Source organism: Devosia sp. 67-54, from assembly GCF_001899075.1.
GTDB lineage: Bacteria > Pseudomonadota > Alphaproteobacteria > Rhizobiales > Devosiaceae > Devosia_A.
On the sequence record NZ_MKVA01000008.1, the window covers coordinates 1 to 24,416 of the forward strand.

Here is a 24,416-nt window from a genome sequence, read left to right on the forward strand (position 1 = left end):
GGGGCTTGTGAGGGAAGGGGAAATCGACGCTGCGGTGGGGGATAGAGGTGTCGGGGAGGCATGTGGTGGGCAGGGTCGGCAGCGATGGGACAGTCGGGTCCCTTCTCCCGCGTGCGGGGGAAGGTGGCGGCGCAGCCGACGGAAGGGGGCGGCCCCACGCGTCGGCGCAAGCGGCCGCCCCCTCCACCACGCTACGCGTGGTCCCCCTCCCCCGCACGCGGGAGAGGAGCGCCGACTGCAGGCTTTTGTGCTAGAACGACGGTCTTGTCAGCCGGCTTCGGCGAGGTCTTCGGCTTGCGGCAGGAATTTGGCTTCGAGGATGTCGCGGTCGAAGGGCTTCATCATGTAGTCGGAGGCGCCGGCCTTCATGGCGAGGGCGATCTGGCCGATGTCGTTTTCGGTGACGCAGAACACCACATAGGGCGTGGTGCCGCCGATATAGGCGCGCAGCAGCTTGAGGAATTCGAGGCCGCCCATCACCGGCATCTGCCAGTCGAGCAGGATGGCGTCGGGCATTTCCTGGCGGCACTTGTCGAAGGCCTCCTGCCCGTCCTCGGCTTCGTCGACGATATAGTCGATGTCTTCGAGGATGCGGCGGGCAACCTTGCGCACGACGCTCGAGTCATCGACGATGAGACAGGACTTCATGGCAGCGATCCAAATGCGCAAAGCAGAAGCTGACGAGAGTATCGCCGCAATCTCCCTACGATTTGGTTAGCGAAACGCTAAGAAGCGTTGCGAGTGGGAGGCGGAACAAAGCCCGTGCGACCTCACCCCTGAACGAAGGCGATGCCCATGGCCTGGGCCATGCTGTTGCATTTGGGGGTCGGGGTGGTGACGAGGCCGGAGGTGACGTTGGCGACGCCGGTCGCGCCCTTCTGCTCCGCCGAGATGCGCAGGGCGCGCAGAGCCTCGTCGACCGTGTGCGGCTTGTCGGCGGGCGTTGCCTGGCAGAGCTCGATATTGATGTCGGAGATCACCCGGCCGCCCGCCGGGACGCTGTCGACGATGGGGGCGCCGGCCGCGGCGGGCGCCGGCGTGGCGGTGTCGATGCCCGCCGCCGAGCAGCCGGCGAGAAGCAGCGACAGGCACGTGGCCGAAATGCGAAGGAGGCGCGTCATGGCTGCGCGGCGGCCCGCGGCCTAAGCCGCCTCGGCCTTTTCCGGCGCGTCGCCCATCACCTTGGCCTTGGGCGTGGCGGTGAAGCTGAACACGTCGTTGTCGATGCCGATCTTGAGCTCCATGTCGGTCATCCGAGCTAGAATGCCGGTATAGAACGGCTGGATGCCGCGCGCATCGACTCCCTCTTCCGGGCTGCCGCTGAGCAGGCCCTCGGCGCCCGACGGCATCAGCGTCTTCTGCCGTTTCTCGGGATCGGAGGTCGAGGTGAGGCGGAACACCTCCTCGCCCGGCGCGCCGACCACCTCGACCTTGACCACGCCGCCGCGCGGCACCGCCATCGAGGCGATGAGCAGCATGTTCATCAGCAGCTTGGCCTTGTGCTTGGGCAGCAGGATCAGCGGCACCTGCCAGTCGAGGTCGGCCTTTTCGATCTCGAACAGCAGCCGCGCCACGCGCTCGCATTCGCGCGTGTCGAAATCGGTGCCGGCGGTCGACGACGCGCCATAGGCGAGCCGGGCGAATTCGAGCTTGGCCCGCGCATGCTTGGCGGAGTTGGCGATCAGCTCGTGCGCGCCCTCGGCCATCGCCGCCTGGTTGGGATCGGCGAGCACTTCGAGGCCGTTGCCGATGGCCCCGACCGGGTTGATGAGGTCGTGGCAGACGCGCGAGCAGAGCATCGCCGCGAGGTCGGTCGCCTTGAGCTCGATGAAGTCGGCCATCCGGGGAGTCTCCGCGAGAATCAGTTGGTGTGAACTTTAGCGCCTGTTTGCCCGGCGGCAACCGAGGCCTGCGGCTCGGCATTGGCGACGGCAAGGCCGGCCGACACCGGGGTTTCGCCGTCCGGCCCGATCAACCCCTTGCTGAGCGCCGGCCAGGCGCGGCCGGCGTCGGCCACCGCCTGCGAGCGGGAGAGCAGGAAGGCGTCGCGGTTGGCGCTCGAATAGAAGAAATACAGCTTCATGCCCTCGATCGCGTAGAGCCGCGGCTTGCCGTCGCTGAGATAGCCGCGCGCCAGCGACATCAGGCAGTGGCCGCCGAATTGCGGGGCATAGATCGCGGGATTGCGCATGAACACGTCGCGATTGGCGGCGCTGACGAAGTACCAGGGCACGCCGGCCCAGTCGTACTCGAAATCCGGCTTGCCCAGCCGCGGCTCGCTGTCGGTGAAATAGGTCACCGGGTCGTAGCCGTCGATGGCGACCCCGGTCAGCGGGTCGGTGACGACGGTGCTGAGCAGACCGTCGGCCGGCGCCGCCACCGCGAGCAGCAGCCAGGCGAGGATGGTTAAGATTTGTTTACCGATTTGCCGCATCATTGCCGCGATAGGCGCCCATCAGGCGTTGGAAACCATGACGAGGCTACCCCGGTTTGGGTGAGCGCTTGGTAAAGGCCGCGGCTGCGGCGAGCTGGAGTGCCCGATGCTGAAACGCCTGTTCCTCGCCCTTGCCCTGGCCTTCGGCCTCGCCGCCCCCGCTGTCGCGGCCGGCTCGGTGTCGGATACGTTTTCGGTCAACGAGATCGTCGACACCGGCGGGCAGTTCTTCGGCTCGGTGTCGCAGGGCCTGGCCTCGGTGGTGGAAAAGGCCGTCAGCCAGTTCGGCCTGCCCAATGGCTACATCCTGGGCGAGGAAGGCTCGGGCGCCTTCATCCTGGGCGCGCGCTACGGCGAGGGCACGCTCTACACCCGCAACCAGGGCGACTATCCGCTGTTCTGGCAGGGCCCCTCGATCGGCTTCGATGCCGGCGGCGACGGCTCCAAGGTGATGATGCTGGTCTACAACCTCAGCTCCACCAACGACATCTTCAACCGCTTCCCCGGCGTCGACGGCTCGGCCTATATGGTGGGCGGGCTGGGCATGACGGTGATGAAGGCCGGCAATGTGGTGGTGGTGCCCATCCGCTCCGGCGTCGGCCTGCGCGCCGGCATCAATGTCGGCTATCTGCGCTTCACCCAGCAGGCGACGTGGAACCCGTTCTGATCGGGCAGAGCGTCGCTGCCGGCCCAGGCAGACTAATCTACCACGCGTTGCGACCGTCTACTTCTTCGATGCGCACCGCGCTCCAGTCGAGATCATCGACCAGATTGAGATTGATGGCGTAGACGCGCTCGGTCGGCATGGCCCCGGGCTTGCCGTCCTTGGGCGTGCCGTCACTGTTGTAGAGCGACGCCCAGTCGGGGCTGTCACCCCAGGTCTGCATGCCGCATTTCGCGCAGAAGTGGTGATGGTTCATGCCCCGCGGAGAATAGATGGCCTCGCCGTCGGTCGAAAGGAAATCGAGCTCGGCAAGCCTGTAGTAGGCCCAAACGGCCCCCGTGCGGGCGCAATAGCTGCAGTTGCACCGCTTGGCAGTGCTCGGCTGTCCTGGAAGGGCGATACGGGTGCTGCCGCAATGGCACGACGCAATGAGGGGCATGGGCTGGTCTCCGGTTTCCATGGTGGAGAGGCTACCTGACCTCGCTGCCAGAACCTGTCAGCAGGCCGCCAGCGAACCTGTTCTACGCCAGGAACCATCGCCATCCTCCCTTTCCGCTTCCCGGTAAGGTTAATGCCCGGCTAAGATGGCGTGGCGTCGCCGTCTTTGTCATCGTCCGGTTGCGGCCATGTTGCCATGATCGGCTAGTGTCGGGGCCACTCAATGGGCATTGAGAACATCATGTATTTCGCCTTGGGGGCTCTGGCAGCGAGCCTCCTGGCGCTTGCCGTCATGCCGGCGGTGTGGCGCCGCGCCGTGCGCCTCACCAAAAAGCGCATCGAGGCCGCGACCCCCATCACCATGGCCGAATTCCGCGCCGACAAGGACCAGTTACGCGCCGAATTCGCGCTCTCGACGCGCCGGCTGGAGATGAATGTCGAGGCGCTGCGCCGCCGCCTCAGCGAGCAGTTGCGCGATATCAACCGCAAGCGCAGCGAAGTCGGCGCCATCAAGGGCGAGCGCGACACCCATCTGCAGCAGATGCGCGAGCTGGAGGAGCGCGAGGCCGAACTGCGCCGCCGCATCCTCGACCTCGAGAAGGAGAGCGCCGACCTGACGCAGCGGCTGCGCATGCGCGACCGCGAATATGCCGACAAGGTGACGCAGCTCGAAACCGCGCGCGAGGCGCTGCGCGCCAAGACGCCGCGCTCCATCGACGTCGACGGCAAGGCGCTGAGCGGCGACTACAATGCCGACGTCGACCTGCTGCTGCAAAAGCTCGAGGCCGAGCGCAAGCGCGGCCAGTTCGTCGAAACCCAGAACCGCTCGCTGATCACGCAGCTCGAAAGCGCCGACAAGCGCCACGCCGACACCGCCGCCGCGGCGGCGGAGCTGCGCGCCTCGCTGGCGCGGAAGGACGATGCCGCGACCGCCGCGCAGGACGAATTGATCGATGCCGAGGCGCGCATCGCCGACGCCGAGAACCGCGTCAACATCGCCCTCGCCGACACCGCCCGCGTGGTCGAGCAGGTGGACGGCCAGCGCGAGCAATTGCTGGCCGAAAAGCTCGCCATCGACGACGAGCTCGAGCGGCTGCGCACCAAGGTGCTGACGGTCGAGGGCACCATCATGGCCGATTGGGAGACCGACCGCATCGAGCAGTCGCATCTGCGCGAAAAGCTCAACGATATCGCCAGCGAAGTGAGCCGGCTGGTCTATGCGGTGGAGGGCGAAGCCCCGCCCGACAGCGACGAGACGCTGCTCGAGCGGGTGCAGAAATATGCCGACGATGCAACGCTGGCGGGCGAGCCGCGCGCCACGCCGCGGGCTCCCGAGCCGGTGAGCGGCAGCGCCGTGTCGGACCGCCTCGCGGCGCTGCGCGACATCCAGGACCAGACCTGACGGGCCGGTTTTATTCGCTGATCACCGGGATTTCTCGCAGGATCTCGCCGGTGCGGCCGTCGAAGATGCGGATGCTGGTGGTCGCCCCGTTGCGGTAGGTGACGCTGACGCGGCCATCGGCGGCCACGGCCGAGACGATCTCGGCGCCGCTCGGCAGCTTGACCGCCGCCAGCGCATAGTCGGCGCCGCTCGGCGCCGGCGTCGCCGGGCTCTGCGTGGACTTGTAGACAATCACGCCGCCGACTGCCAGAAGGCCCAGGATCAGAAGCCCGATCGAGAACAGGAAGCTCCGGCGGGCCCGGCCGAGCAGCGCCCGGGTTTCGGGAGAGAGTTGGGCTTCGCCGGAATTGGGATCGCTCATGCAGGACACCGGGGCTGAGGACGAGGAGTATGCCGTCGCGGTCGACGCCGAACTGGCGGGCGGCCGGCTCGACGCCGTGCTCGCCAAGGCGCTCCCGGCCTTCTCGCGCAACCGCATCAAGGACCTGATACTGGCCGGCTCGGCCGCGATCAATGGGCAAACCGCCACCGAACCCAAGCTCAAGGTGAAGCTGGGGGACCGCCTGGCGCTCAGCGCGCCGCCGCCCGAGGACCCCGACCCCGAGCCCGAGGACATCCCGCTCGCCATCCTCTACGAGGACGACGAGCTGATCGTGATCGACAAGCCCGCGGGCATGGTGGTGCACCCTGCCCCCGGCAGCCAGCACGGCACCCTGGTCAACGCCCTGCTGTTCCACTGCCGCGGCAGCCTGCCCGGGATCAACGGCGTCAAGCGGCCGGGCATCGTGCACCGGCTCGACAAGGACACGTCGGGCGTCATGGTCGCCGCCAAGACCGACCGGGCGATGGCGCACCTCGCGGCGCAATTCGCCGACCACGGCCGCACCGGGCCGCTGCGCCGGCTCTACACCGCCTTCGCCTGGGGCCAGACGCAGCAGGGACGCGGCACCGTGGATGCCCCGCTCGGCCGCGACCCCAACAACCGCTTCAAGCAGGCGGTGCGCAAGGACGGCCGCGAGGCCATCACCCATTATGCGGTGGAGGCGCGCTATGGCGGCGAGGGTTGGGACATCACCCGCATCGCCTGCGAGCTCGAGACCGGCCGCACGCATCAAATCCGCGTGCACATGGCCCATATCGGCCACCCGCTGGTGGCCGACCCGCTCTACGCCCCCGGCTACGCCACCAAATCGCGGCGCCTGCCCGAGGAACTGCGGACGATCGTCGACGGGCTCGGCCGGCAGGCGCTGCACGCGGCGGAGTTGGGGTTCGAGCACCCGGTGACCGGCGAGGAGATGTTCTTCGAAGCCCCGCTGCCCGACGATCTGACGGCGCTGGCCGAGGCGCTGGACGGATATGACAAGGCGTTTCACCGGACCTGAAAATCTCGCCGCCGGAACCACCGCCCGTCCGCAGGGTTTGGTCCTCAGTACGCAATTGAGGAGCCGATCATGGACCACAGCAATCACATCCACCTGAAGCAGGCCGACCTAACGCCGGCGGTGCTCAAAGGCGCCACCCTCTACGATGCCGAAGACCACAAGATCGGCACCGTGTCGCACGTCCACGGCATGGGCGAGGCCAGCGAAATCGTCGTCGATGTCGGCGGTTTTCTCGGCATCGGCGCCAAGCCGGTGGCCGTTTCGGCGCGCGACCTCGACTTCATGCGCGACGAAAACGGCGACGTGCACGCCGTCACCAGCTGGACCAAGGACCAGCTCAAGGACATGCCGGAGCACAAGGACCTGCACTAGCACCGCAAATTCCGGCGGCCTGGCCGCCGGAACCCTTGTCCCCCGGCGTGTTTTGCGTCTCTAACAATGATCGAGTCCGGCCCTTATCATGCCCGGATTCCGACCTATATAAGCAACACGTCCCTTGGTGTGCCCGTTGTGGACGCCAGAGGAAAGTCCCGCCGCGGACGCGCGGGGGAGAAGGAAGGGGGTGCTTGAGTGGCCCAATCGAATCTGCCGGTCCTGTCCACCGAGGGCGGACTGTCCCGCTATCTCCAGGAAATCCGGAAATTTCCGATGCTGGAGCCGGACGAGGAGTTCATGCTGGCCAAGCGCTACAAGGAGCATGAAGATCCCGCCGCCGCCCAGAAACTGATCACCTCGCATTTGCGGCTCGTGGCCAAGATCGCCATGGGCTATCGCGGCTATGGCCTGCCCATTTCCGAAGTCATCTCGGAGGGCAATGTCGGCCTGATGCACGCCGTCAAGCGCTTCGAGCCCGACAAGGGCTTCCGGCTTGCGACCTACGCCATGTGGTGGATCCGTGCCGCCATCCAGGAATATGTGCTGCGCTCGTGGAGCCTCGTGAAGATCGGCACCACCGCCGCGCAGAAGCGGCTGTTCTTCAATCTGCGCAAGGTGAAGGGCCAGATCGCCGCGCTCGACGACGGCAATCTGCACCCCGACCAGGTCAAGCAGATCGCCACCACGCTGCACGTCTCGGAAGCGGATGTGGTGTCGATGAACCAGCGCCTGAGCGGCGACGCCTCGCTGAACGCGCCGATGCGCGCCGACGAAGGCTCGTCCGAATGGCAGGACTGGCTGGTCGACGACACGCCGGACCAGGAAACCATGCTGGGCAATTCCGAGGAGTTCGACGAGCGCATGTCGTTCCTCAAGGGCGCCATGGGCGAGCTCAACGACCGCGAAAAGGCGATCTTCCAGGCGCGCCGGCTGAAAGACAATCCGGCAACGCTCGAAGAGCTGGCGCAGGAATACAATGTCAGCCGCGAGCGCATCCGCCAGATCGAGGTGCGCGCCTTCGAGAAGGTGCAGGAGGCCGTGCAGCACGCCGCCCGGGAAAAGGCCCGGGCGCGCGAGCAGGCATAGGGCGTTCCGCCGAAATTCAGCCTTGGCTGAAACAGCGAAGCCGGGAGAGACCTCCCGGCTTTTTTGTGCACTCAGTTCACGTAATGGAACTTGTATTTGGGTGGCAGCGGCTGCGGATTGAGCATCACCGGATCGCCGTAGCCGCCGCCCTGCTGGCTCCAGAAGCGGGAGTGCTTGCGGTGCCGCCACTGCGGCGGCACGTCGTCATAGCCGTCGTAATCGTCGTAGTAATTGGCCTCGACATATTTCGGCGGGAACGGCTTGCCCGGCCCGTAGCCATAGAGCTTGGGCGGGAACTTGCCCCTGGGCGGCAGCGGCTGGCGCGCATAGATGTCGCCGACATTGACGTTGATCGACACGCCATTGCCCGAAAACGACAGGTTGAGGCTGTCGGCCATCGCCTGGCTGGCGCTGAAGCCGAGGCCGGCAACCGCGAGAACGGCAAGAACGAGGGGGAATTTGCTACGCATGTGGGGTGCCTTCCGCTGACGCCGCACGATCGCTGACGTTGGCTGCACACTGCGCCCCTGCGGTTGAAGCGATGCTGAGGCGGCCGTTCAGATGCGGTTCAGGCGGCCGGAGGCGTCAGCTCCGCGCGGTGGCGGCGGCGGCGATGCCGAACAGATATTTGCGGTCGACGATGAGCAGCCATGGCGCCTTCGCCCGCGGCTCGGGCTCGATGCGGAACACGCCGTCGGTCGCCTGGTTGGAGGTGCCGGTGCGCTCGCCCGGGGCAAGGCGCAGGCCGTCAAGCGGATATCTGAGCCCGAGCGAGCGGCGGAAGCGGATCGGCGCCAGCGGATGCACCGACACCCGCTCGCCCGCGTCGACCTTGAAGCTGAACGCGCCGGTGAGCGCCATCGCCAGATCCTCCTCGTCGACGAGGATGATGGTGCGCTCGCGGGCGTAGCGCGTCACCGCATCGAGCGCGGCGAGCGTATGGTCGAAGCGCCGCCCGGTCATGCCCAACGCCAGGGTGACGGGCGCCTGCGTCGAATAGAGCGCCTTTTCAAAATCGGTGGTGTCCTGCTCGGAAATGCGCAGCAGCCGGGTGCGGCCCAGCCATTCCTCGGGCGTGGCGAGGGAGTCGAAATCGCCGATGATCGCCTCGGGGAAATGTCCCGCCTGGACGATGCGGTCGGCGCCGCCATCGGCCCCCACCAGATGCGCCCCGGCGGCCGCGAGGTCGCGGATGAGCTGGAAATCGACGGTGCCGCCGCCGACGATGACCAGGAGGCCTTCGAAGCGCAGCACGGAGGAAAGGTTGGAAGCGCGCTCTTGCACGGCCGGCGAACTCGATCTAGATCAGGGACGTCTCGCTGGGGTGCTCCGGAGACGGAGCTGAGAAACACCCATTGAACCTGAACCAGGTCATGCTGGCGGAGGAAGTTCGAGATGGCAAGGGCGGCGGCGCCGTCCCGCACCATTTACGTTAACCCTCGACGCATGGCCGCAACCTTGAAGGATACGGGCATGCTTCGCTCTGCCTCTCTCGCGCTTGCGGCTTTTCTCGCGCTGACGGCTGCCGCCGTCGCCGCGGACAAGCCCACGCTCACCATCTACACCTACGACGCCTTCGCCGCCGATTACGGCCCCGGTCCCGGCCTCAAGGCGGGCTTCGAAAAGATGTGCGGCTGCACGGTCGATATCGTCGCCGCCGACAGCTCCATCGGCGCGCTGCGCAAGGTGCAGCTCGAGGGCGCCACGACGCCGGCCGACATCGTGCTGGGGCTCGACACCTCGGTGGCCGGCGAGGCCCGCGCCACGGGCCTGTTCGCCCCGCACGGGCTGACGCTCACCGGGCTCAGCCTGCCGGCCAGATGGACCGACCCCGACTTCGTGCCGGTCGATTTCGGCTATTTCGCCTTCGTCTACGACAAGACCAAGGTGAAGGTCCCGCCCACCTCGTTCGAGGCGCTGATCAAGGAGCCGGCGAGCTTCAAGGTGGTGTTGGAGGATCCGCGCTCGGACACCCCCGGCCTCGGCCTCGTGCTGTGGATCAAGGCCGCCTATGGCGACCGGGCGCCCGAGATCTGGGCCGGGCTCAAGCCGCACATCGCCACCATGGCGCGCAGCTGGTCGGACGCCTATGGCCTGTTCCTCAAGGGCGAGGCCGACATGGCGCTGAGCTACACCACCTCGCCGGCCTACCACGCCATCGCCGAGAACAATCCGAACTACGCCTATGCCGAGTTCACCGAGGGCTTCTACCCGCAGATCGAGATCGCCGGGGTGCTGAAATCGTCGGCGCACCAGGAGCTGGCGAAGCAGTTCCTCGGCTGGCTGGTGACGCCCGAGGCGCAGGCGGTGATCCCGACCACCAACTGGATGTATCCGGTGACGGCGCTGGGCGACAAGCTGCCCGCCGCCTTCCCGGCCGCCCCCGCCAAGGTACTGTCGCTCGACGAAAACGCCATCACCGCCAACAAGGCGGCCTGGATCGAGGAAGCCCTTGCCGCGATCCGCTGACGCGACCCTGCCGCATCGGCCGCTCCGCCTCGCCGGCGGGGCGGCCATCGCGCTCGCCATCGCGGCGCTGATCGGAACGCTGTTCTGGGCGATCCTGCATGCCGCCGCGGGGCAGGCGGCGACGGGTCCGGGCGTCGACCTCGGCGACCTGATCTACATCACCACGCTGCAGGCGGTGCTGTCGACCGGGCTGTCGCTGCTGGCCGGCGTGGCCCTGGCCTGGGCGCTGAACCGGCTGCGCTTTCATGGCCGCGGCCTGCTGATCGGGCTGTTCGCCTCGGCCATCGTGACGCCGGGGCTGGTGGTGGCGTTCGGGCTGCTGTCGGTGTGGGGACGCGCCGGCTGGCTGGGCTTTGCCGGTGTGCCGATCTTCGGGCTCGGCGGCGTGGTGGCGGCGCATGTGCTCCTCGACGGCGCCTTCGCCGCCCGCATCCTGCTGGCCCGGCTGGACGCCATTCCCGCGGCCCGGCTGAAGACCGGCCAGAGCCTCGGGCTCACCCCGTGGACGCGCTTTGCCGTGATCGACTGGCCGGCGCTGCGCGGCACCCTGCCCGGGCTCGCGGCGATCATCTTCCTTCTGGCCTTCACCAGCTTTCCCATCGTGCTGCTGCTCGGCGGCGGGCCGGCGGTGCAGACGCTGGAGATCGCCATCTATTCGGCGGTGCGCCTCGATTTCAATCTCGGCCTCGCGGTGCAACTGGCGCTGATCCAGATCGCGCTGTGCGCCGTGATCATCCTCGCAAGCGCCGCGCTGGCGCCGATTTCGGCCAGCCTCGACCGACCGGCCGAGCCGCGCTGGCGCGACGCCGGCTGGGCCCGGGCGGCGCAATGGCTGGTGCTGGCGCTGGCGCTGTTCGGCTTCGCCTCGCCGCTCCTGGCGACGCTGCTCGACGGCATCGCCGGGCTGGACAGCGTGCTGGCGCAGCCGGCCTTCTGGAACGCCGTTTGGACCAGCCTCTGGATCGGCGCGGTTTCGGCCCTGCTGACGCTGGCGCTGGCGCTGCTGATCGCCACCGGCCGCGCCGCGGCCTCGTCGCGCCTGGCCCGCGTCCTGCTCGGCGCCCCGGCCTACGCCTATCTCGCGGTGCCGGCCGTGACGCTGTCGCTGGGCGCCTTCATCCTGGTGCGAGATCTCGGCATCGGCCCCGTGGTGGCGGCGCCGGCGGTGGTGGTGATCGCCAATGCGCTGTTGTCGCTGCCTTTCGCCATGGCGACGCTGGCGCCGCCGGTCGAGGCCATCGCCCGCAGCCGCGGCCGGCTGATCCGCTCGCTGAATCTGGGCGGCTGGCGGCAATTCGCCGAGATCGAATGGCCGCTGCTGGCTCGCGACGCCGGGCTGGTGGTGGCGCTCGGCTTCTGCTTTTCGCTGGGCGATCTCGGGGTGATCGCGCTGTTCGGCACGCAGGACTTCACCACCCTGCCGCTGCTGATGGTGCGGGCGCTCGGCGCCTATCGCACGCACGACGCCGCCAGCATCGCGGCGCTGATGCTGGTGCTGACCATCGCGGCCTTCGTGCTGCTGCCGCGGCTGATCGGGAGGCTGGCCGATGCTCGCACTTGAAGATGTGACCTTCGCCTATGCCGGCAGCAACCCGTATTGCTTCAGCATGACCGCCGAGGCCGGCACGGTCACCGCCATCCGCGGCGCGAGCGGCGCCGGCAAATCGACGCTGCTCGACCTCGTCGCCGGCTTCCTCGCGCCGGCGTCGGGTGTGGTCCGCATCGGTGGGCAAGACGTGACGGCGCTGCCGCCCGAACGGCGGCCGGTGTCGATCCTGTTCCAGTCCGAAACGCTGTTCGAGCATCTGAGCGCGGCGCGCAACGTGGCGCTCGGCCTGCCGCGGCCCGATGCCGCGCGGGTCGAGGCGGCGCTGGCCGAAGTCGGGCTCGCCGATCTCGGCCCGCAGCGCGCCGCGACCCTCAGCGGCGGCCAGAAGCAGCGCGTGGCGCTGGCCCGCACCCTGCTGCGCGACCGGCCGGTGCTGCTGCTCGATGAACCGTTCTCGGCGCTCGACGACGACACCCGCGCCACGACCCGCACGCTGGTCCGCGACCTGACCCTCAAGCACCGCTGGGCCACCGTGCTGGTGACCCACCACGCCGACGACATCGCGGCGATCGCCGATCGCGTCTATGTGCTGCAGGGCGGGACGTTGCGGGCGCAGCCGTAGAGGCCGCTCCCGTCAGCCCTTGGCGGTCTTGCTCCAGGCGGCGAAGACGTCGCTGAACAATTGCTGCGCCTTGTCATCCTTTTCGAGCGTGATGATGGCGCGCTTGCCCGAGGCGTAGATCAGCGCCAGATCCATCCATTTGCGGTCGGTGAGCAGCTTGGTGTTGGCCGCCGTGTCCTCCGGCGCCGCGCTCAGCGCGAACAGGAAGGAATTGCCGACGACGCGGGCCGAGGCGCCGACCAAGGGCGTGCCCTGCGTCAGTTCCTCGTCCTTGAGCAGCACGCCCGGCAGGCCGGCGATGGAGCCGCCGATGAAGCTGTCGGAGACGGTGAAGTTGATCTCCATCAGATGGCTGGCGGGAAGCTGCGGATCGGAATTCTTGCGGATCAGCACGTCGACCGTGAGGTTGCGCGCCGGGATGTTGGCCTTGCCGACCAACGTCGGCTGGCCGTTCTCGTCGACCCCCTTGCTCCAGTCGACCGTGCCCGAGAACGGCACGGCGCCGGTGGTGCCGTTGTCCTGCGCCTCGAGCAGCAGCGACTGGCTGCCGGCGACGCTGGCCGGATCGATGGCGGCGACCGTCGCGTCCTGCGCCGATTGCGGCTGGCCGCTGTCGGAGCCGAGCCGCGCCTCGGTCTTGCCGGCATTGCTGTCCGATTGCAGCGCCAGCGGCGCCACGGCTTCGGCGGACGGCGCCGGAATGGCGGCGACCTGCGCGGCGGGCAGCCGCTGCTGATCGGCCTGCAACTGCGTCGACGGCTCGGTGGTCGCCGCCGGGGTCTCGGTGTTGCCCGGACCGGACGAATCCGGCGTCACCACGGGCGCCGGCGTCGCGGCGGTGGCCACGGCGGTCGTGCCCTTGCCGAACATGGCGTCGAGATTGATGAAGCCTTCCTGCCAGGCCCAGAAGCCGGCGCCGCCGGCGCCCAGCAGCAGCGCCACGAAGATGATGAGGAAGATGGTGACGGCGCCCAGGCCGCCGCGTTCCTGCCGGGCGGCGGGGACGCCGTCGGGGAAGGCGCGGCTCGACTGCCGCCGCGGCGTGGCGAATTCCTTGGCCGGGCGCGGCGTCTTGAGATCGCGCTGCTCGCCCTTGAGCACCGGCATGTCGGCGGCGCGGCCGTTGAAGAAGCCGTTCTTCCTGGCCGGCGCCTGCATCGGCTCGTCGTCGAGCTCGACCTCGGTGTCGGCATAATTGGCGGGACGGGTGTCGCCACGCGCCTCGCGATCGAGGGTGGCGATGGCGCGGTCGATGGCGCCCTGCGGATCGGCCGGCGGCTGTTCGACCTCGACCTCGCGGACCGCGGCCATCGCCGCGACATCCTCGGGCACGTCGAATTCCATCGGCTGCATCTGCCGCGCGGTGGCGGCGACGCCGCGGCGCGAATCGATGCCGCCGGCGCGGCGCGGACTGTCATTGGCGGCGGCGAAGCTGGGCGCCACCGGACGGCCCTTGGCCGCCTCGGCCCGGGCGACGATCGACGGCAGCGGCCGCGCTTCGGGCTTGGCGGGGGGGCGTTTGCTTTCGGGCTTTGCCGGCTCCTTGGCCGGCGGCTCGGATTTGGCGACCAGCACCGGTTGCGATTTCGGCGGCCGCGACTTGATCTCGGGCGCCTTGGGCGCGGGCGGCGGCGCCTCCGGCTCGTCGGCGCCGCTGTCGCGTTCGGCGGCGGCGATGATGTCTTCGATCGAAGCGCCGGCGGTGCCGTTCGGCCGGGCGGCGCGCGACGGCTTGCTTTCGGGCTTTTTCGGGGCTTCGGCCTTCGGCGTTTCGACCGGCACGGGCTTGGCGGGGGCCGGCCGGGCCTTGGCCTCGGCGGCGAACACCGGCGGCAGCGTCGGCGGCACCGCGTCGGCGCCCATGCCGGCGATATTGGCCTCGCTGGCCTCCTGCTCGACCTGGCGGATGCAGTCTTCGAGCTGCAGGCGATGGGTGGTGATGTCGCGCGCCGGCAGCGGCGGGTTGATGGCACGGAGCTGGCCCACAAGAGCCGCACGCGCCTTCTCGTACACGGCGCGGCGTGCAGCCCCGTTATTCTCTGGCAGGGCCTCTACAGCCCTGCGCAAAAGCTCTTTGTAGTCCGCCATTCGCTACGTTCACTCAATTTTGGCTGAGTTGTAGCCAAAAAACCTCAGTCTTGGAACGGGTCTTGCACGAGAATGGTATCCAGACGCTCAGGACTGGTGGATAACATCGCCACCGGCGCCCCGATCAGTTCCTCGATATATCTCACGTACTTGACGGCTTGCGCGGGCAGTTCGGCCCAGCTCCTCGCCCCTGCTGTCGTTTCTTGCCACCCCTCGAGCGACTCATAGATCGGCTTCACGGCCGCCTGGGCCCTCATAGAGGCCGGCAAGTAGTCAATTTTTTGTCCGTCCAGCTCATAGCCGACACAAACTTTGATCTCCTTGAGACCGTCGAGCACGTCGAGCTTGGTCAAGGCGATGCCGGTGATGCCAGAGGTGCGGACGGTTTGCCGCACCAGCACGGCGTCGAACCAGCCGCAGCGGCGCGGCCGGCCGGTGTTGACCCCGACCTCGCGCCCGACGCTCGCCAGGTGCCGGCCGATCTCGTCGTCGAGCTCGCACGGGAACGGCCCCTCGCCGACGCGGGTGGTGTAGGCCTTGGTGATGCCCAGCACGTAGCCGATGGCGGTGGGCCCGAGGCCCGAGCCGGCCGCCGCCTGCCCGGCCACGGTGTTGGACGAGGTGACGAACGGATAGGTGCCGTGGTCGTTGTCGAGCAGCGCGCCCTGCGCCCCCTCGAACAGGATGCGGGCGCCGGCGCGCCGCTTTTCGTCGAGCACCCGCCAGACCTGGCCGACATAGGGCAGGATCTTGTCGGCCACCTCGGTCAGTTCCTTGACCAGGGAATCGACGCTGAGCTCCTCGAGGCCCATGCCGCGGCGCAGCGCATTGTGGTGCGCCAGCAGCCGCTCGACCTTGGCCGGCAGCGTCTCCGGCTCGGCCAGGTCGCAGACACGGATGGCGCGGCGGCCGACCTTGTCCTCATAGGCCGGGCCGATGCCGCGCTTGGTGGTGCCGATCTTGAGGCCGGAATTGGAGTTTTCGCGCATCGCGTCGAGGTCGCGATGCAGGCTGAGAATCAGCGGCGCATTGTCGGCGACGCGCAGGATGTCCGGGGTGATCGTGACGCCCTGCCCGGCCAGCTTTTCGATCTCGCTCAGGAAGAAATGCGGATCGAACACCACGCCGTTGCCGATGACCGAGAACTTGCCGCGCACGACGCCCGAGGGGACCAGCGCGATCTTGTAGCTCACCCCATCGATGACGAGGGTGTGGCCGGCATTGTGCCCGCCCTGGTAGCGCACCACCACGTCGGCGCGCTCGCTCAGCCAGTCGACGATCTTGCCCTTGCCCTCGTCACCCCACTGGCTGCCGACGACGATCACATTTGCCATGTCCGGACTTGTCGCTCCCCGCCCGCACGGCCGGGTTTGACCATTGGGCGAATGCTGATAAGGCCCTTGCACCGACCCCGCAACCCCTTCCGATGTCCCAGCCCCGACCCGAGCCCCTCGCCAGCCGGCTGATGTCCCGGCCCTACGTGCTGCTGGTTCTGTGCAATCTGTTCTGGGGCGGCAATGTCGTCGCCGGCAAGGCGGCCGTCGGCAACATCGATCCCTACGCCCTGATGCTGCTGCGCTGGGCCGGCGCGCTGCTGGTGCTGCTGCCCTTCGCCGCGGAACCGCTCCGCCGCGACTGGCCGACCCTGCGGCAGAAATGGTGGCTGTACCTGTTCTACGGCCTCGTGGGCTACGCGACCTTCAATGTCCTCGTCTACGTCGCTGCGCACTTCACCTCGGGCATCAACAACGCCATCGACCAGGTCACGATCAACATCCTCGTGATGCTGTTCAATTTCATCCTGTTCCGCACCCGCGTCCGGCCGCTGCAGCTCGTGGGCGTCGCCGTCACCATCGTCGGCGTGGCGCTGACGGCGACGCATGGCAATTTGCGGCGCGTGCTGGATCTCGACATCAATTTCGGCGACCTGCTGGTGCTGCTGGCAAGCCTGGCATACGCCATCTATTCGATCGGCCTGCGCTGGCGCCCGAAGACCAGCTGGATGAGCTTTCTCGTCGCGAGCTTCGCCGGCGCGGTGCTCGCCTCGATCGTCTTCCAGCTCGTCCTCGGCGGCGGCGCCGGCAGCTTCGTCGCCGCGGTCCCGGCAATTTCCCCCCTGGGCTGGCTCATCGTCGCCTACACGGTCGTATTTCCGTCGCTGATCAGCCAGATGTTCTACGTGCGCGGTGTCGAGCTGATCGGCGCCAACCGCGCCAGCCTGTTCATCAACCTGATCCCGCTGTTCGGCGCCCTGGGCTCGGTGCTGATCCTGGGCGAGGACATGCAGCCCTTTCATGTGCTCGCCGGCCTGCTGATCATCATCGGCATCGGCCTTGCCGAATGGAGCGCGCGCCGCGCCTAGTGCCGGTCTCGGCTCAAGACGGATCGTTTCCGCTCACCCCTGCCCGGCCGGCCAGAACGGCACCAGCATCGGCACCCGGCGCCGATACGCCGCGTAATCGGGGCCCAGCTCTTCCGACAGGAAGCGTTCCTCGAGCCGCGCCTTGATGACGAAGCTGACGATCAGCAGCACCACGCCCGCAAGCCCCACCGGCCCGGGCCTCAGCAGCGCCGTGGCGATCACCGCCAGGATGATGCCGGTGTAGATCGGATGCCGCACCAGCCCGTAGGGGCCGGTGTCGACGATGCGGTGGCCGGCCTTGCGCGTCACCCGCCCCGACCACAGCGTGCCGAGGTGGAGGCGGGCCCACCAGGTGAAGCCGAGCCCGAGCGCGGCGAGCGCGAACAGCACCCAATCGGCCCAGCCCGGCTCGGTCCATACCATCTCCAGCCGGCCATTGCGGAAATTGAAGATGAGCAGCGCGGCGCCCGCCACCGTCAGCAGCCAGTAGAAGCGCTCCGCACTGCGCGGCGGCCGCGCCGCCGGCCGGCTGGCCCACACTGCCGCGAGCAGCCAAGAAAGCATCCACGCCGACCACAGGACGGCGAAGGCAAAACTGTAGGTCATGATGTCTCCCCACGGCAGTGTCGCCCGCGGCGGAGGAAATGGGAAGGGCCGCCGGGGCGGCTCGGGATCAGGCGACCTTGCGCGACGGTTCGGGAATGGGGCGTCCGAGGTCGTGCGCCCCCTCGATCCAGGTGGCGATCGCGTCCTGCACGTTGAAGAGTGCCTCTTCCGGAGTCTCGCCGTCGCTCATGCAGCCCGGCAGGTCGGGAACCGTCGCCAGAAACCCGCCGCCATCCTCCTCGGACAACGGCTCGATCAGCACGGGATATCGAAGTTCAGTCATGGACCACTCCTGACCTTGTCGACCATCTCGACGAGCTTGCGAATATATACGGGTTTGATCGGGCGTTTGAAAGGTACGGTCAGCACCTCAGCGACCGCCCGATGCTTTACCTTGTAGTGCGAACTGCCGGAGCGTGAGGGTGAGCACTCGATGCCATATTCGCGGCAGACCGCCTCGACGTCTGCGATCTTCCAATCCGCCCTGGGATTGGCGCGCATGCGGTCGAGGCGGTCGCTCATTCTAGGCGAAGGCCAGCACGTTGGCGTGGGTGACACCGGGGAGGGCGGCGATCTGCTTGAGCTGGGCGTCGGTCACGGTGCCGTCGATCGACAGCAGCGCGATGGCGTCGCCCCCGACATCGGCGCGGCCGAGGTTGAAGTTGGCGATGTTGATGCCGAGACTGCCGAGCAGCGTGCCCAGCCGGCCGATGTGGCCCGGCTTGTCCTCGTTGGTGACATACAGCATCGACGGCGTCAGCTCCGCCTCCATGTTGATGTCCTTGACCTGGATGATGCGCGGCCTGCCGCTGGCGAACACCGTTCCAGCCACCGCCCGCTCCTGCTTGTCGGTGAGCACGGTGAGCCGGACATAGCCCTCATAGGCGCCCTGCTGGTCGCGCGTCACGATCTCGACATTGATGCCGCGATCCTTGGCGATCTGCGGCGCCGAGACCATGTTGACCTCCTGCATCTGCGGCTTCAGCACGCCGTTGAGCGCCGCGGCGGTCATCGGCTTGGTGTTGAGCTGGGCGACGTTGCCCTCGTACTCGATGCGGATGCCCTTGATCGCATCCTGCGTCAGCTGGCCCGCGAACGAGCCGAGCGCCTCGGCGAGCCTCACCCACGGGGTCAGCCGCGGCGCCTCTTCGGCGGTGATCGAGGGGAAGTTGAGGGCGTTGGTGATCTCGCCGGTCATCAGATAGGCCGAGATCTGCTCGGCCACCTGCAGCGCCACATTCTCCTGCGCCTCGGTGGTCGAAGCGCCGAGGTGCGGCGTCGCGACGAAATTCGGCAGCTCGAACAGCGGATTGTTCTGCGCCGGCTCCTCGACGAACACGTCGAACGCCGCGCCCGCCACCTTGCCCGATTTCAGCGCGTCGTAGAGCGCCTTTTCGTCGACGAGGCCGCCGCGCGCGCAATTGATGATGCGCACCCCGTCCTTCATCCTGGCGATGGCCTCGGCATTGATGATGTTGCGCGTGGCCTCGATCAGCGGCGTGTGCAGCGTGATGAAGTCGGCGCGCTTCAAGAGCTCGTCGAGCTCGACCTTCTCGACGCCCAGCGCCTGCGCCCGCTCGGCGGTGAGGAACGGATCGTAGGCGATGACCTTCATCTTGAGGCCCTGCGCCCGGTCGGCGACGATCGAGCCGATATTGCCGGCGCCGATGAGGCCGAGGATCTTGTTGGTGACCTCGACGCCCATGAAGCGGTTCTTCTCCCACTTCGACGCCTTGGTCGAGGCGTCCGCCTCGGGCAATTGCCGGGCCAGCGCGAACATCATGGCGATGGCATGCTCGGCGGTGGTGATCGAATTGCCGAAGGGCGTGTTCATCACGATGATGCCCTTCTTGGTCGCCGCCGGGATGTCGACATTGTCGACACCGATGCCGGCGCGGCCGATGACCTTCAGCTTCTTGGCCGCCGCGATGACCTTGTCGGTAACCTTGGTCGCCGAGCGGATGGCGAGGCCGTCATACTGGCCGATCACCTCGAGCAGCTTGTCCTTGTCCTTGCCGAGATCCGGCAGGTAGTCGACCTCGACGCCATTGTCCTTGAAGATCTGAACGGCGGTCTTCGAGAGTTTGTCCGAAACGAGAACCTTGGGCATGGGAGCCTCCAAGTCGTGAATGGTGAATAATGAATGGTGAGGCGCGCTTGGTGTCGGGCTGCGTTGCCCATTCACCATTGACCATTCACCATTCACGTAAAGTCAGGCGGTGGCCTTGAGCGCGGCCTTCTCGGTGGCGAAGGCCCAGTCGAGCCACTCGGTGAGCGCCTTGAGATTGGCGGCCTCGACGGTGGAGCCGGCCCAGATCCGGAGGCCGGTCGGGGCGTCGCGATAGCCGCCGATGTCGTAGGCGGCGCCGGCCTTGTCGAGGCGGGACACGATGGCCTTGGCGAAGGCGGCCTGGCCGTCGGCATCGAGCAGCTTCACCGCCGGATCGACGATGGTAAAGCATACCGAGGTATTGGAACGGGTTTCCGGAATCTGCGCCAGGAAGTCGATCCAGTCGGTCTTTGCCACCCAGTCGGCCAGCACCTTGAAATTGGCATCGGCACGCGCCTGCATGCCCTTGAGGCCGCCGACCGACCTGCCCCACTCCATCGCATCCACCGCGTCCTCGATGCACAGCATCGACACGGTGTTGATGGTGGCGCCCTCGAAGATGTCTTCCATCAGCTTGCCGCCTTTGGTGAGGCGGAAGAGTTTCGGCAGCGGCCGGTCGGGCTTGTAGGTCTCGAGCCGCTCCACCGCGCGCGGGCTGAGGATCAGCACGCCATGTGCCGCCTCGCCGCCCAGCGCCTTCTGCCAGGAGAAGGTGACGACGTCGAGCTTCTTGAAATCGAGGTTCTGCGCGAAGGCCGCCGAGGTGGCATCGCAGATGGTGAGGCCCTTGCGGTCGGCCGGAATCCAGTCGGCATTGGGCACGCGCACGCCCGAGGTGGTGCCGTTCCAGGTGAACACCACGTCGTTGTCGAAATTCACCTGCTTGAGATCGGGCAGATAGCCGTAATCGGCCTTGAGCACGCGCACATTGTCGAGCTTGAGCTGCTTCTGCACGTCGGTGACCCAGCCTTCGCCGAACGATTCCCAGGCCAGCATGTCGACGCCGCGGGCGCCCAGCGCCGACCACAGGAACATCTCGACCGCGCCCGTGTCGGACGCCGGCACGATGCCGATGCGGTAATCCGCCGGCACCTCGAGCAGCTCGCGGGTCAGCGCGATGGCCTTTTCGATCCGCGCCTTGGCCGGCTTGGCGCGATGCGAGCGCCCGACCAGTGCGGATTTGAGCGCATCGGTCGTCCAGCCTGGACGCTTTGCACACGGACCCGAAGAAAAGTTTGGATTGGCCGGTTTCACCGCCGGCGCGGTCAGGGGCATATCAGCCATGGCGACCCTCCCAGGTCGAAAGTCTTGCGTTAGGGCAAGATGTCCTGACGCGGCTGATACTCCGCTCCGGGCCGGCGCGCAAGAGGGGTGCGGCAGCGCGGCGCTGGCACCTGGTTGAACCTGCGTCTACATAGGCGCCATGACGGATACGCCGCTGCAACGCATGACTCCCGCCGGCCAGATGATCCCCGAGGGCCTGGACGAGGCGATGGTCAGCGCCGTGGTGTCGGCCTTTTACGGCAAGGCCCGCCATGACGACGTGCTCGGCCCGGTGTTCAACCGCGTCATCGCCGCCGACCACTGGCCCGAGCACATCCAGACCATCACCGATTTCTGGTCGTCGATGCTGCTCGGCACCCGCCGATACACCGGCCGGCCGATGCCCAAGCATCTCGCCATCCCCGAGCTCGACGATAGCCATTTCCAGCGCTGGCTGACGCTGTTCAAGCAGACCGCCGACGAGCTGTGCCCGCCGCACATCGCGGCGATCTTCGTCGATCGCGCCGAGCGCATCGGCTACAGCTTCCGCATCCGCATCGCCCAGTTCCGCGGCGAAGATTCGCTGGCCGTGCGGCTGATGCGGGCCTGACGCGAATGCTTACTCCGCCAGTGCCGGCGCGGGCGTTTCGGCCCGGCCGCGCAGCGGCTTGTGCGGCATCAGCGCGTTGATCGCCGAGCCCGCCAGCATCATCGCCGCCAGCGTGTAGAACAGCACCGAGAACGGGAACGCGTCGGCGATCCGGCTCGCCTTGAGGCCGCCGGCTTCGGCGCCCAACGGAATGGAATAGCCGAGCGCGATGGCGCCCAGCACGGCGACGCCCAGCGCACTGCCGAGCGAGCGCAGGAACGTCAGCATGCCGGTGGCGACGCCCAGATGCTTCTGGTCGACGCCGTTCTGCACCGACACCGTGGTCACCGGGAAGGTGGCGCCGAGGCCGAGCCCAATCACCGTCAGCAGCGCTTCCAGCACCACCACCGAGGTCTGCGACGCCATGAGGCCGAGCGCGATGAGGCCGAGGCCGGAAACGATGGCGCCGATGACGGCGATGCGCTTGACGTGCACCACATGCAGCGTCAGCCGGCCGCTGAAGGTGGCGCCCACCGTGGTGCCGAGCAAGAAGCCGAGCAGCGCATAGCCCGAGCCGGCCGGCGACAGCCCGAGCCAGGCCTGCGCATAGACCGGCAGATAGACGGCGAGCCCGACATTGGCGGCGGCCACCATGAACATGCCGAACGAGCCGGCGAGCACGATCTTGTTGGACAACACTTCGAGCGACACCAGCGGCTCGGGCGCCCGCGCCAGCCGGAAGCCGAAGGCGACGAACAGCAGCACCGACACCACCGCGAGCCCGATGATCACCGGCGACGCCCAGGGATAGGTGGCGCCGCCCCAGTTCAGCATCAGCAGCAGCAACGCCGTCGCCACCACCAGCAGCACGGCGCCCGGATAGTCGAGCTTGTGCGCCCGCGCCGCGGTGTGGAGCTTTTTCAGCGGATTGTTGATGACGATCATCGCCACCACGCCGAGCGGCAGATTGAGCCAGAAGATCAGCGACCAGTGCCATTCGGCCAGCGTGCCGCCGAGCAGCGGCCCGGCGATGCCGGCCACCGCCCACATGCCGGAGATCCAGGCGGCATAGCGGCCGCGCTCCTTGGGCGGCAGCATGTCGCCGATGAGGATCTGCGACAGCGCGAACAGCCCGCCGCCACCGATGCCCTGCACGGCGCGCCCGCCGATCAAAACGAAGATGTTGGGCGACAGCGCCGAGATCACCGAACCGACGAGGAACAGCCCGAGCGCCGCATAGAGCGTGCCGCGCCGGCCGTAGATGTCGGACACCTTGCCATAGAGCGGCGCCACCGCCGTGGCCGTCAGCAGATAGGAGGTGACGATCCACGGCAGATATTGCGGATCGCCGAGATCGCCGCCGATGGTCGGCATCGCCGGGGTCACGATGGATTGATCGAGCGCCGCCAGCAGCATGGCGGTCAGGATGCCGATCATCGTGATGGTGCGATCGCGATCGGTCAGTTGGGTCGGGGCGGCGACCTGGTCCATGGGCATATGTCCGTCGGGGCAGCGCGCGAGCTGCCTCCGGCCGATCCGGGGCGATGCTGCGACGCGCGGGAAAATGAAATGCCGGCATCCGCCGGCGCTGCGGCGCGACCTCGAAGACTTTGCGCAGGTGCCGGAGCCTCTAGGCCGACATCGGCCCGCCGTCAATCAATCCCCCGTCGCCCGGCATCAGTCCCAGTCTTCGGGGAGGACCTGCCGTTCGGCGGCGCGCCGGCCGATCTCGTAGAGGTCCTTGGCGGCGCCGGCATTGTCGATGCGCCGCAGGCCGAGGATGGCTTCGGCATCGGCGTCGTAGCCGAGCTCCTGCTTCAGCCAGTCGGGCTCGAGCTGCACGTCGTAGCCGGCGAAGCGGAACAGCTTGCCGCCCGGCGGCGCATCGCCCGCCAGCGTGCCGATCTCGCTGTCGATGAGGCGCGGCCGCGCCGTCTCGCCCAGCCATTGCAGCAGCGTCATCGCCTGCTTTTCGGCGTCGGCCATCATCGAGATCAGCGCATGCACGGCGAGCTTGGGGACGCGGCCGAAACCGAGGCTGTCGGGTGCGAGCCGTGGCCGGAAGCGGCCGGTGCCGATCGAAATGATGCTGAGCTGGCCCGGCGACAGCGGCCAGTCGAGGCCATACGCCTTGAGCGACACGAGCTGCAGCAGCGCCAGGCTGGGATTGTTGTAGGGCGACACGCCGCCATCGACGAACAGGCCATACTGGCTCCAGTCGACGCCGCCCTCGCCCCACCCGGTCTGCATCGGCTCGGCGCCGAGCGCCGTCAGCGCCGCGGCGACCCCGGCCTCGCCCTCGAGCCCGGCCGGCAGATCGGCGGCGCTGATCGGCAACAGCTCGGGGTCGAAATATTGCGGCGCCGCGGTGCTGGCGCGCACCAGATTGGCCAGCGAATAGTGCTTGTTGCCGATGTAGTCGTCGCCGTCGTCCCAATAGGGCGAGCGCGGATTGTTGGAGATCACCCATACCGAGCCGGTGTCGATGCGCTTGGTGACGCAGGCAAAGCCGGTGATCAGGTCGGGCGTGCCGAGCCGGCGGTCGCCGATGACGGTTTCGAGCTGCTCGCGCAGCCCGCGCACGTCGAATTTCGATTGCAGGAACGGCAATTGCAGCCCGCCGCGCGGCTGGAACACCAGCCCGGCATGCTCGGTGTAGAAGCTGGTGATCTGGTCGACCCGGTAGCCCACCGCCAGCGCGCCGGCGATCAGCGCCCCGGTGGAGGTGCCGCCGATGAGGTCGAAATAGTCGCCGAGCCGCACCGGCACGCCGGCCTTCTCGTCGAGGATCTGCTCGATGCGCTTGAGGAAGGCCACGGTGACGGCGCCGCGCACGCCGCCGCCGCTGAGCGCCAGGATGCGCTTGGGACCCGGCCCGAACAGATGGCGGTCGCGCGAGCTTTCGGGATCTGGCTGGTAGGCCGGCATGCCTTTGGCTAGCGGCCGGCGGGCGGCGCTGGCAAGCCCCGCCTTAACC

27 protein-coding genes and 1 riboswitch are annotated in these 24,416 nt (G+C 67.8%); of the genes, 10 read left to right on the forward strand and 17 right to left on the reverse strand.

Features of this window, described 5'->3' with window-relative positions:
* Positions 1–267 precede the first annotated feature (267 nt).
* From BGO82_RS13165 to BGO82_RS13180, 4 genes are all read right to left on the reverse strand, one after another.
* Positions 268–648 (reverse strand): response regulator, encoded by a 381-nt coding sequence (locus BGO82_RS13165; protein ID WP_291306063.1) that lies wholly within the window; start codon positions 646–648, stop codon positions 268–270.
* Positions 649–770: 122 nt separating this feature from the next.
* Complete coding sequence (locus tag BGO82_RS13170) at positions 771–1,121, reverse strand: hypothetical protein (protein ID WP_291306064.1); 351 nt, start codon at positions 1,119–1,121, stop codon at positions 771–773.
* A gap of 21 nt (positions 1,122–1,142) precedes the next feature.
* The gene (gene chpT, locus BGO82_RS13175; protein ID WP_291306065.1) at positions 1,143–1,841 is read right to left on the reverse strand and encodes a histidine phosphotransferase ChpT; all 699 of its coding nucleotides are present in this window, start codon (positions 1,839–1,841) and stop codon (positions 1,143–1,145) included.
* A gap of 20 nt (positions 1,842–1,861) precedes the next feature.
* A complete protein-coding gene (locus BGO82_RS13180; RefSeq protein WP_291306066.1) occupies positions 1,862–2,434 on the reverse strand; it encodes a YHS domain-containing (seleno)protein in 573 nt (190 codons plus the stop codon).
* Between the two features lie 106 nt (positions 2,435–2,540).
* On the opposite strand from BGO82_RS13180, the gene BGO82_RS13185 reads away from it, so the two are divergent.
* Positions 2,541–3,101, forward strand: coding sequence for a DUF1134 domain-containing protein (locus BGO82_RS13185; RefSeq protein WP_291306067.1), 561 nt, complete (start codon positions 2,541–2,543; stop codon positions 3,099–3,101).
* A 37-nt stretch (positions 3,102–3,138) separates the two neighbouring features.
* Here BGO82_RS13185 and BGO82_RS13190 read toward each other — a convergent pair whose 3' ends face one another.
* Positions 3,139–3,537 (reverse strand): GFA family protein, encoded by a 399-nt coding sequence (locus tag BGO82_RS13190; RefSeq protein WP_291306068.1) that lies wholly within the window; start codon positions 3,535–3,537, stop codon positions 3,139–3,141.
* 222 nt (positions 3,538–3,759) lie between these two features.
* On the opposite strand from BGO82_RS13190, the gene BGO82_RS13195 reads away from it, so the two are divergent.
* Positions 3,760–4,938 (forward strand): hypothetical protein, encoded by a 1,179-nt coding sequence (locus tag BGO82_RS13195; RefSeq protein ID WP_291306069.1) that lies wholly within the window; start codon positions 3,760–3,762, stop codon positions 4,936–4,938.
* Positions 4,939–4,948: 10 nt separating this feature from the next.
* Here BGO82_RS13195 and BGO82_RS13200 read toward each other — a convergent pair whose 3' ends face one another.
* Positions 4,949–5,299 (reverse strand): hypothetical protein, encoded by a 351-nt coding sequence (locus BGO82_RS13200; protein ID WP_291306070.1) that lies wholly within the window; start codon positions 5,297–5,299, stop codon positions 4,949–4,951.
* Here BGO82_RS13200 and BGO82_RS13205 point away from each other — a divergent pair.
* The 3 genes from BGO82_RS13205 to rpoH all read left to right on the forward strand — a co-directional run bounded on the left by BGO82_RS13205 (position 5,298) and on the right by rpoH (position 7,781).
* Positions 5,298–6,320, forward strand: coding sequence for an RluA family pseudouridine synthase (locus BGO82_RS13205; protein ID WP_291306071.1), 1,023 nt, complete (start codon positions 5,298–5,300; stop codon positions 6,318–6,320). The two genes, BGO82_RS13200 and BGO82_RS13205, sit on opposite strands and share 2 nt — an antisense overlap.
* Before the next feature lie 69 nt (positions 6,321–6,389).
* A complete protein-coding gene (locus tag BGO82_RS13210) occupies positions 6,390–6,692 on the forward strand; it encodes a PRC-barrel domain-containing protein (RefSeq protein WP_291306072.1) in 303 nt (100 codons plus the stop codon).
* 198 nt (positions 6,693–6,890) lie between these two features.
* Positions 6,891–7,781 carry an RNA polymerase sigma factor RpoH gene (gene rpoH, locus BGO82_RS13215; RefSeq protein ID WP_291306073.1) on the forward strand — a complete coding sequence of 297 codons (891 nt, stop codon included), beginning with the start codon at positions 6,891–6,893 and terminating at the stop codon, positions 7,779–7,781.
* Positions 7,782–7,852: 71 nt separating this feature from the next.
* On the opposite strand, the gene BGO82_RS13220 is transcribed toward rpoH, so the two are convergent.
* Positions 7,853–8,251, reverse strand: coding sequence for a hypothetical protein (locus tag BGO82_RS13220; RefSeq protein WP_291306074.1), 399 nt, complete (start codon positions 8,249–8,251; stop codon positions 7,853–7,855).
* Positions 8,252–8,366: 115 nt separating this feature from the next.
* Entirely contained in the window at positions 8,367–9,065 is a 699-nt protein-coding gene (locus BGO82_RS13225; protein WP_291306075.1) for a thiamine diphosphokinase, read from the reverse strand.
* Between the two features lie 26 nt (positions 9,066–9,091).
* Positions 9,092–9,186, forward strand: a riboswitch (TPP riboswitch).
* A gap of 68 nt (positions 9,187–9,254) precedes the next feature.
* On the opposite strand from BGO82_RS13225, the gene thiB reads away from it, so the two are divergent.
* The 3 genes from thiB to BGO82_RS13240 are packed head-to-tail and all read left to right on the forward strand — an operon-like array spanning position 9,255 to position 12,421.
* Positions 9,255–10,250 carry a thiamine ABC transporter substrate binding subunit gene (thiB, locus tag BGO82_RS13230; RefSeq protein WP_291306076.1) on the forward strand — a complete coding sequence of 332 codons (996 nt, stop codon included), beginning with the start codon at positions 9,255–9,257 and terminating at the stop codon, positions 10,248–10,250.
* Positions 10,234–11,811 carry a hypothetical protein gene (locus BGO82_RS13235; RefSeq protein WP_291306077.1) on the forward strand — a complete coding sequence of 526 codons (1,578 nt, stop codon included), beginning with the start codon at positions 10,234–10,236 and terminating at the stop codon, positions 11,809–11,811. The genes thiB and BGO82_RS13235 overlap by 17 nt, the downstream gene beginning before the upstream one ends.
* The gene (locus tag BGO82_RS13240) at positions 11,798–12,421 is read left to right on the forward strand and encodes an ATP-binding cassette domain-containing protein (RefSeq protein WP_291306078.1); all 624 of its coding nucleotides are present in this window, start codon (positions 11,798–11,800) and stop codon (positions 12,419–12,421) included. Before BGO82_RS13235 ends, BGO82_RS13240 begins: the two co-directional genes overlap by 14 nt.
* 12 nt (positions 12,422–12,433) lie before the next feature.
* On the opposite strand, the gene BGO82_RS13245 is transcribed toward BGO82_RS13240, so the two are convergent.
* Positions 12,434–14,407, reverse strand: a complete 1,974-nt coding sequence (locus tag BGO82_RS13245) for a hypothetical protein (RefSeq protein WP_291306079.1) — start codon at positions 14,405–14,407, stop codon at positions 12,434–12,436.
* 146 nt (positions 14,408–14,553) lie between these two features.
* Positions 14,554–15,843 (reverse strand): adenylosuccinate synthase, encoded by a 1,290-nt coding sequence (locus BGO82_RS13250; protein WP_291306080.1) that lies wholly within the window; start codon positions 15,841–15,843, stop codon positions 14,554–14,556.
* Positions 15,844–15,935: 92 nt separating this feature from the next.
* Here BGO82_RS13250 and BGO82_RS13255 point away from each other — a divergent pair, with 92 nt between their 5' ends.
* The gene (locus tag BGO82_RS13255) at positions 15,936–16,871 is read left to right on the forward strand and encodes a DMT family transporter (RefSeq protein ID WP_291306081.1); all 936 of its coding nucleotides are present in this window, start codon (positions 15,936–15,938) and stop codon (positions 16,869–16,871) included.
* A 33-nt stretch (positions 16,872–16,904) separates the two neighbouring features.
* Here the strand turns inward: BGO82_RS13255 and BGO82_RS13260 are convergent, their stop codons facing one another.
* The 5 genes from BGO82_RS13260 to BGO82_RS13280 all read right to left on the reverse strand — a co-directional run bounded on the left by BGO82_RS13260 (position 16,905) and on the right by BGO82_RS13280 (position 20,862).
* Complete coding sequence (locus BGO82_RS13260) at positions 16,905–17,477, reverse strand: isoprenylcysteine carboxylmethyltransferase family protein (protein WP_291306082.1); 573 nt, start codon at positions 17,475–17,477, stop codon at positions 16,905–16,907.
* A gap of 67 nt (positions 17,478–17,544) precedes the next feature.
* Entirely contained in the window at positions 17,545–17,760 is a 216-nt protein-coding gene (locus BGO82_RS13265; protein ID WP_291306083.1) for a type II toxin-antitoxin system HicB family antitoxin, read from the reverse strand.
* Positions 17,757–17,999, reverse strand: a complete 243-nt coding sequence (locus BGO82_RS13270; protein WP_291306084.1) for a type II toxin-antitoxin system HicA family toxin — start codon at positions 17,997–17,999, stop codon at positions 17,757–17,759. Before BGO82_RS13270 ends, BGO82_RS13265 begins: the two co-directional genes overlap by 4 nt.
* Position 18,000: 1 nt before the next feature.
* Positions 18,001–19,587 carry a phosphoglycerate dehydrogenase gene (serA, locus tag BGO82_RS13275; protein ID WP_291306085.1) on the reverse strand — a complete coding sequence of 529 codons (1,587 nt, stop codon included), beginning with the start codon at positions 19,585–19,587 and terminating at the stop codon, positions 18,001–18,003.
* A gap of 102 nt (positions 19,588–19,689) precedes the next feature.
* The gene (locus tag BGO82_RS13280) at positions 19,690–20,862 is read right to left on the reverse strand and encodes a phosphoserine transaminase (protein ID WP_291306481.1); all 1,173 of its coding nucleotides are present in this window, start codon (positions 20,860–20,862) and stop codon (positions 19,690–19,692) included.
* 148 nt (positions 20,863–21,010) lie between these two features.
* On the opposite strand from BGO82_RS13280, the gene BGO82_RS13285 reads away from it, so the two are divergent.
* The gene (locus BGO82_RS13285; protein ID WP_291306086.1) at positions 21,011–21,460 is read left to right on the forward strand and encodes a group III truncated hemoglobin; all 450 of its coding nucleotides are present in this window, start codon (positions 21,011–21,013) and stop codon (positions 21,458–21,460) included.
* Positions 21,461–21,469: 9 nt separating this feature from the next.
* Here the strand turns inward: BGO82_RS13285 and BGO82_RS13290 are convergent, their stop codons facing one another.
* The gene (locus tag BGO82_RS13290) at positions 21,470–22,930 is read right to left on the reverse strand and encodes an MDR family MFS transporter (protein WP_291306087.1); all 1,461 of its coding nucleotides are present in this window, start codon (positions 22,928–22,930) and stop codon (positions 21,470–21,472) included.
* 186 nt (positions 22,931–23,116) lie between these two features.
* On the reverse strand, positions 23,117–24,367 hold the full coding sequence (locus BGO82_RS13295; protein WP_291306088.1) for a patatin-like phospholipase family protein: 1,251 nt from the start codon (positions 24,365–24,367) through the stop codon (positions 23,117–23,119).
* Positions 24,368–24,416 lie beyond the last annotated feature (49 nt).

Bases quoted from the DNA above. Each gene is read 5' to 3' on its own strand.
- BGO82_RS13165 (WP_291306063.1), bottom strand. From the start codon at position 648: ATGAAGTCCTGTCTCATCGTCGATGACTCGAGCGTCGTGCGCAAGGTT.
- BGO82_RS13170 (WP_291306064.1), bottom strand. From the start codon at position 1,121: ATGACGCGCCTCCTTCGCATTTCGGCCACGTGCCTGTCGCTGCTTCTC.
- chpT (WP_291306065.1), bottom strand. From the start codon at position 1,841: ATGGCCGACTTCATCGAGCTCAAGGCGACCGACCTCGCGGCGATGCTC.
- BGO82_RS13180 (WP_291306066.1), bottom strand. From the start codon at position 2,434: ATGCGGCAAATCGGTAAACAAATCTTAACCATCCTCGCCTGGCTGCTG.
- BGO82_RS13185 (WP_291306067.1), top strand. From the start codon at position 2,541: ATGCTGAAACGCCTGTTCCTCGCCCTTGCCCTGGCCTTCGGCCTCGCC.
- BGO82_RS13190 (WP_291306068.1), bottom strand. From the start codon at position 3,537: ATGCCCCTCATTGCGTCGTGCCATTGCGGCAGCACCCGTATCGCCCTT.
- BGO82_RS13195 (WP_291306069.1), top strand. From the start codon at position 3,760: ATGGGCATTGAGAACATCATGTATTTCGCCTTGGGGGCTCTGGCAGCG.
- BGO82_RS13205 (WP_291306071.1), top strand. From the start codon at position 5,298: ATGCAGGACACCGGGGCTGAGGACGAGGAGTATGCCGTCGCGGTCGAC.
- BGO82_RS13200 (WP_291306070.1), bottom strand. From the start codon at position 5,299: ATGAGCGATCCCAATTCCGGCGAAGCCCAACTCTCTCCCGAAACCCGG.
- BGO82_RS13210 (WP_291306072.1), top strand. From the start codon at position 6,390: ATGGACCACAGCAATCACATCCACCTGAAGCAGGCCGACCTAACGCCG.
- BGO82_RS13220 (WP_291306074.1), bottom strand. From the start codon at position 8,251: ATGCGTAGCAAATTCCCCCTCGTTCTTGCCGTTCTCGCGGTTGCCGGC.
- thiB (WP_291306076.1), top strand. From the start codon at position 9,255: ATGCTTCGCTCTGCCTCTCTCGCGCTTGCGGCTTTTCTCGCGCTGACG.
- BGO82_RS13240 (WP_291306078.1), top strand. From the start codon at position 11,798: ATGCTCGCACTTGAAGATGTGACCTTCGCCTATGCCGGCAGCAACCCG.
- BGO82_RS13250 (WP_291306080.1), bottom strand. From the start codon at position 15,843: ATGGCAAATGTGATCGTCGTCGGCAGCCAGTGGGGTGACGAGGGCAAG.
- BGO82_RS13255 (WP_291306081.1), top strand. From the start codon at position 15,936: ATGTCCCAGCCCCGACCCGAGCCCCTCGCCAGCCGGCTGATGTCCCGG.
- BGO82_RS13260 (WP_291306082.1), bottom strand. From the start codon at position 17,477: ATGACCTACAGTTTTGCCTTCGCCGTCCTGTGGTCGGCGTGGATGCTT.
- BGO82_RS13265 (WP_291306083.1), bottom strand. From the start codon at position 17,760: ATGACTGAACTTCGATATCCCGTGCTGATCGAGCCGTTGTCCGAGGAG.
- BGO82_RS13270 (WP_291306084.1), bottom strand. From the start codon at position 17,999: ATGAGCGACCGCCTCGACCGCATGCGCGCCAATCCCAGGGCGGATTGG.
- serA (WP_291306085.1), bottom strand. From the start codon at position 19,587: ATGCCCAAGGTTCTCGTTTCGGACAAACTCTCGAAGACCGCCGTTCAG.
- BGO82_RS13280 (WP_291306481.1), bottom strand. From the start codon at position 20,862: ATGCCCCTGACCGCGCCGGCGGTGAAACCGGCCAATCCAAACTTTTCT.
- BGO82_RS13285 (WP_291306086.1), top strand. From the start codon at position 21,011: ATGACGGATACGCCGCTGCAACGCATGACTCCCGCCGGCCAGATGATC.
- BGO82_RS13290 (WP_291306087.1), bottom strand. From the start codon at position 22,930: ATGGACCAGGTCGCCGCCCCGACCCAACTGACCGATCGCGATCGCACC.
- BGO82_RS13295 (WP_291306088.1), bottom strand. From the start codon at position 24,367: ATGCCGGCCTACCAGCCAGATCCCGAAAGCTCGCGCGACCGCCATCTG.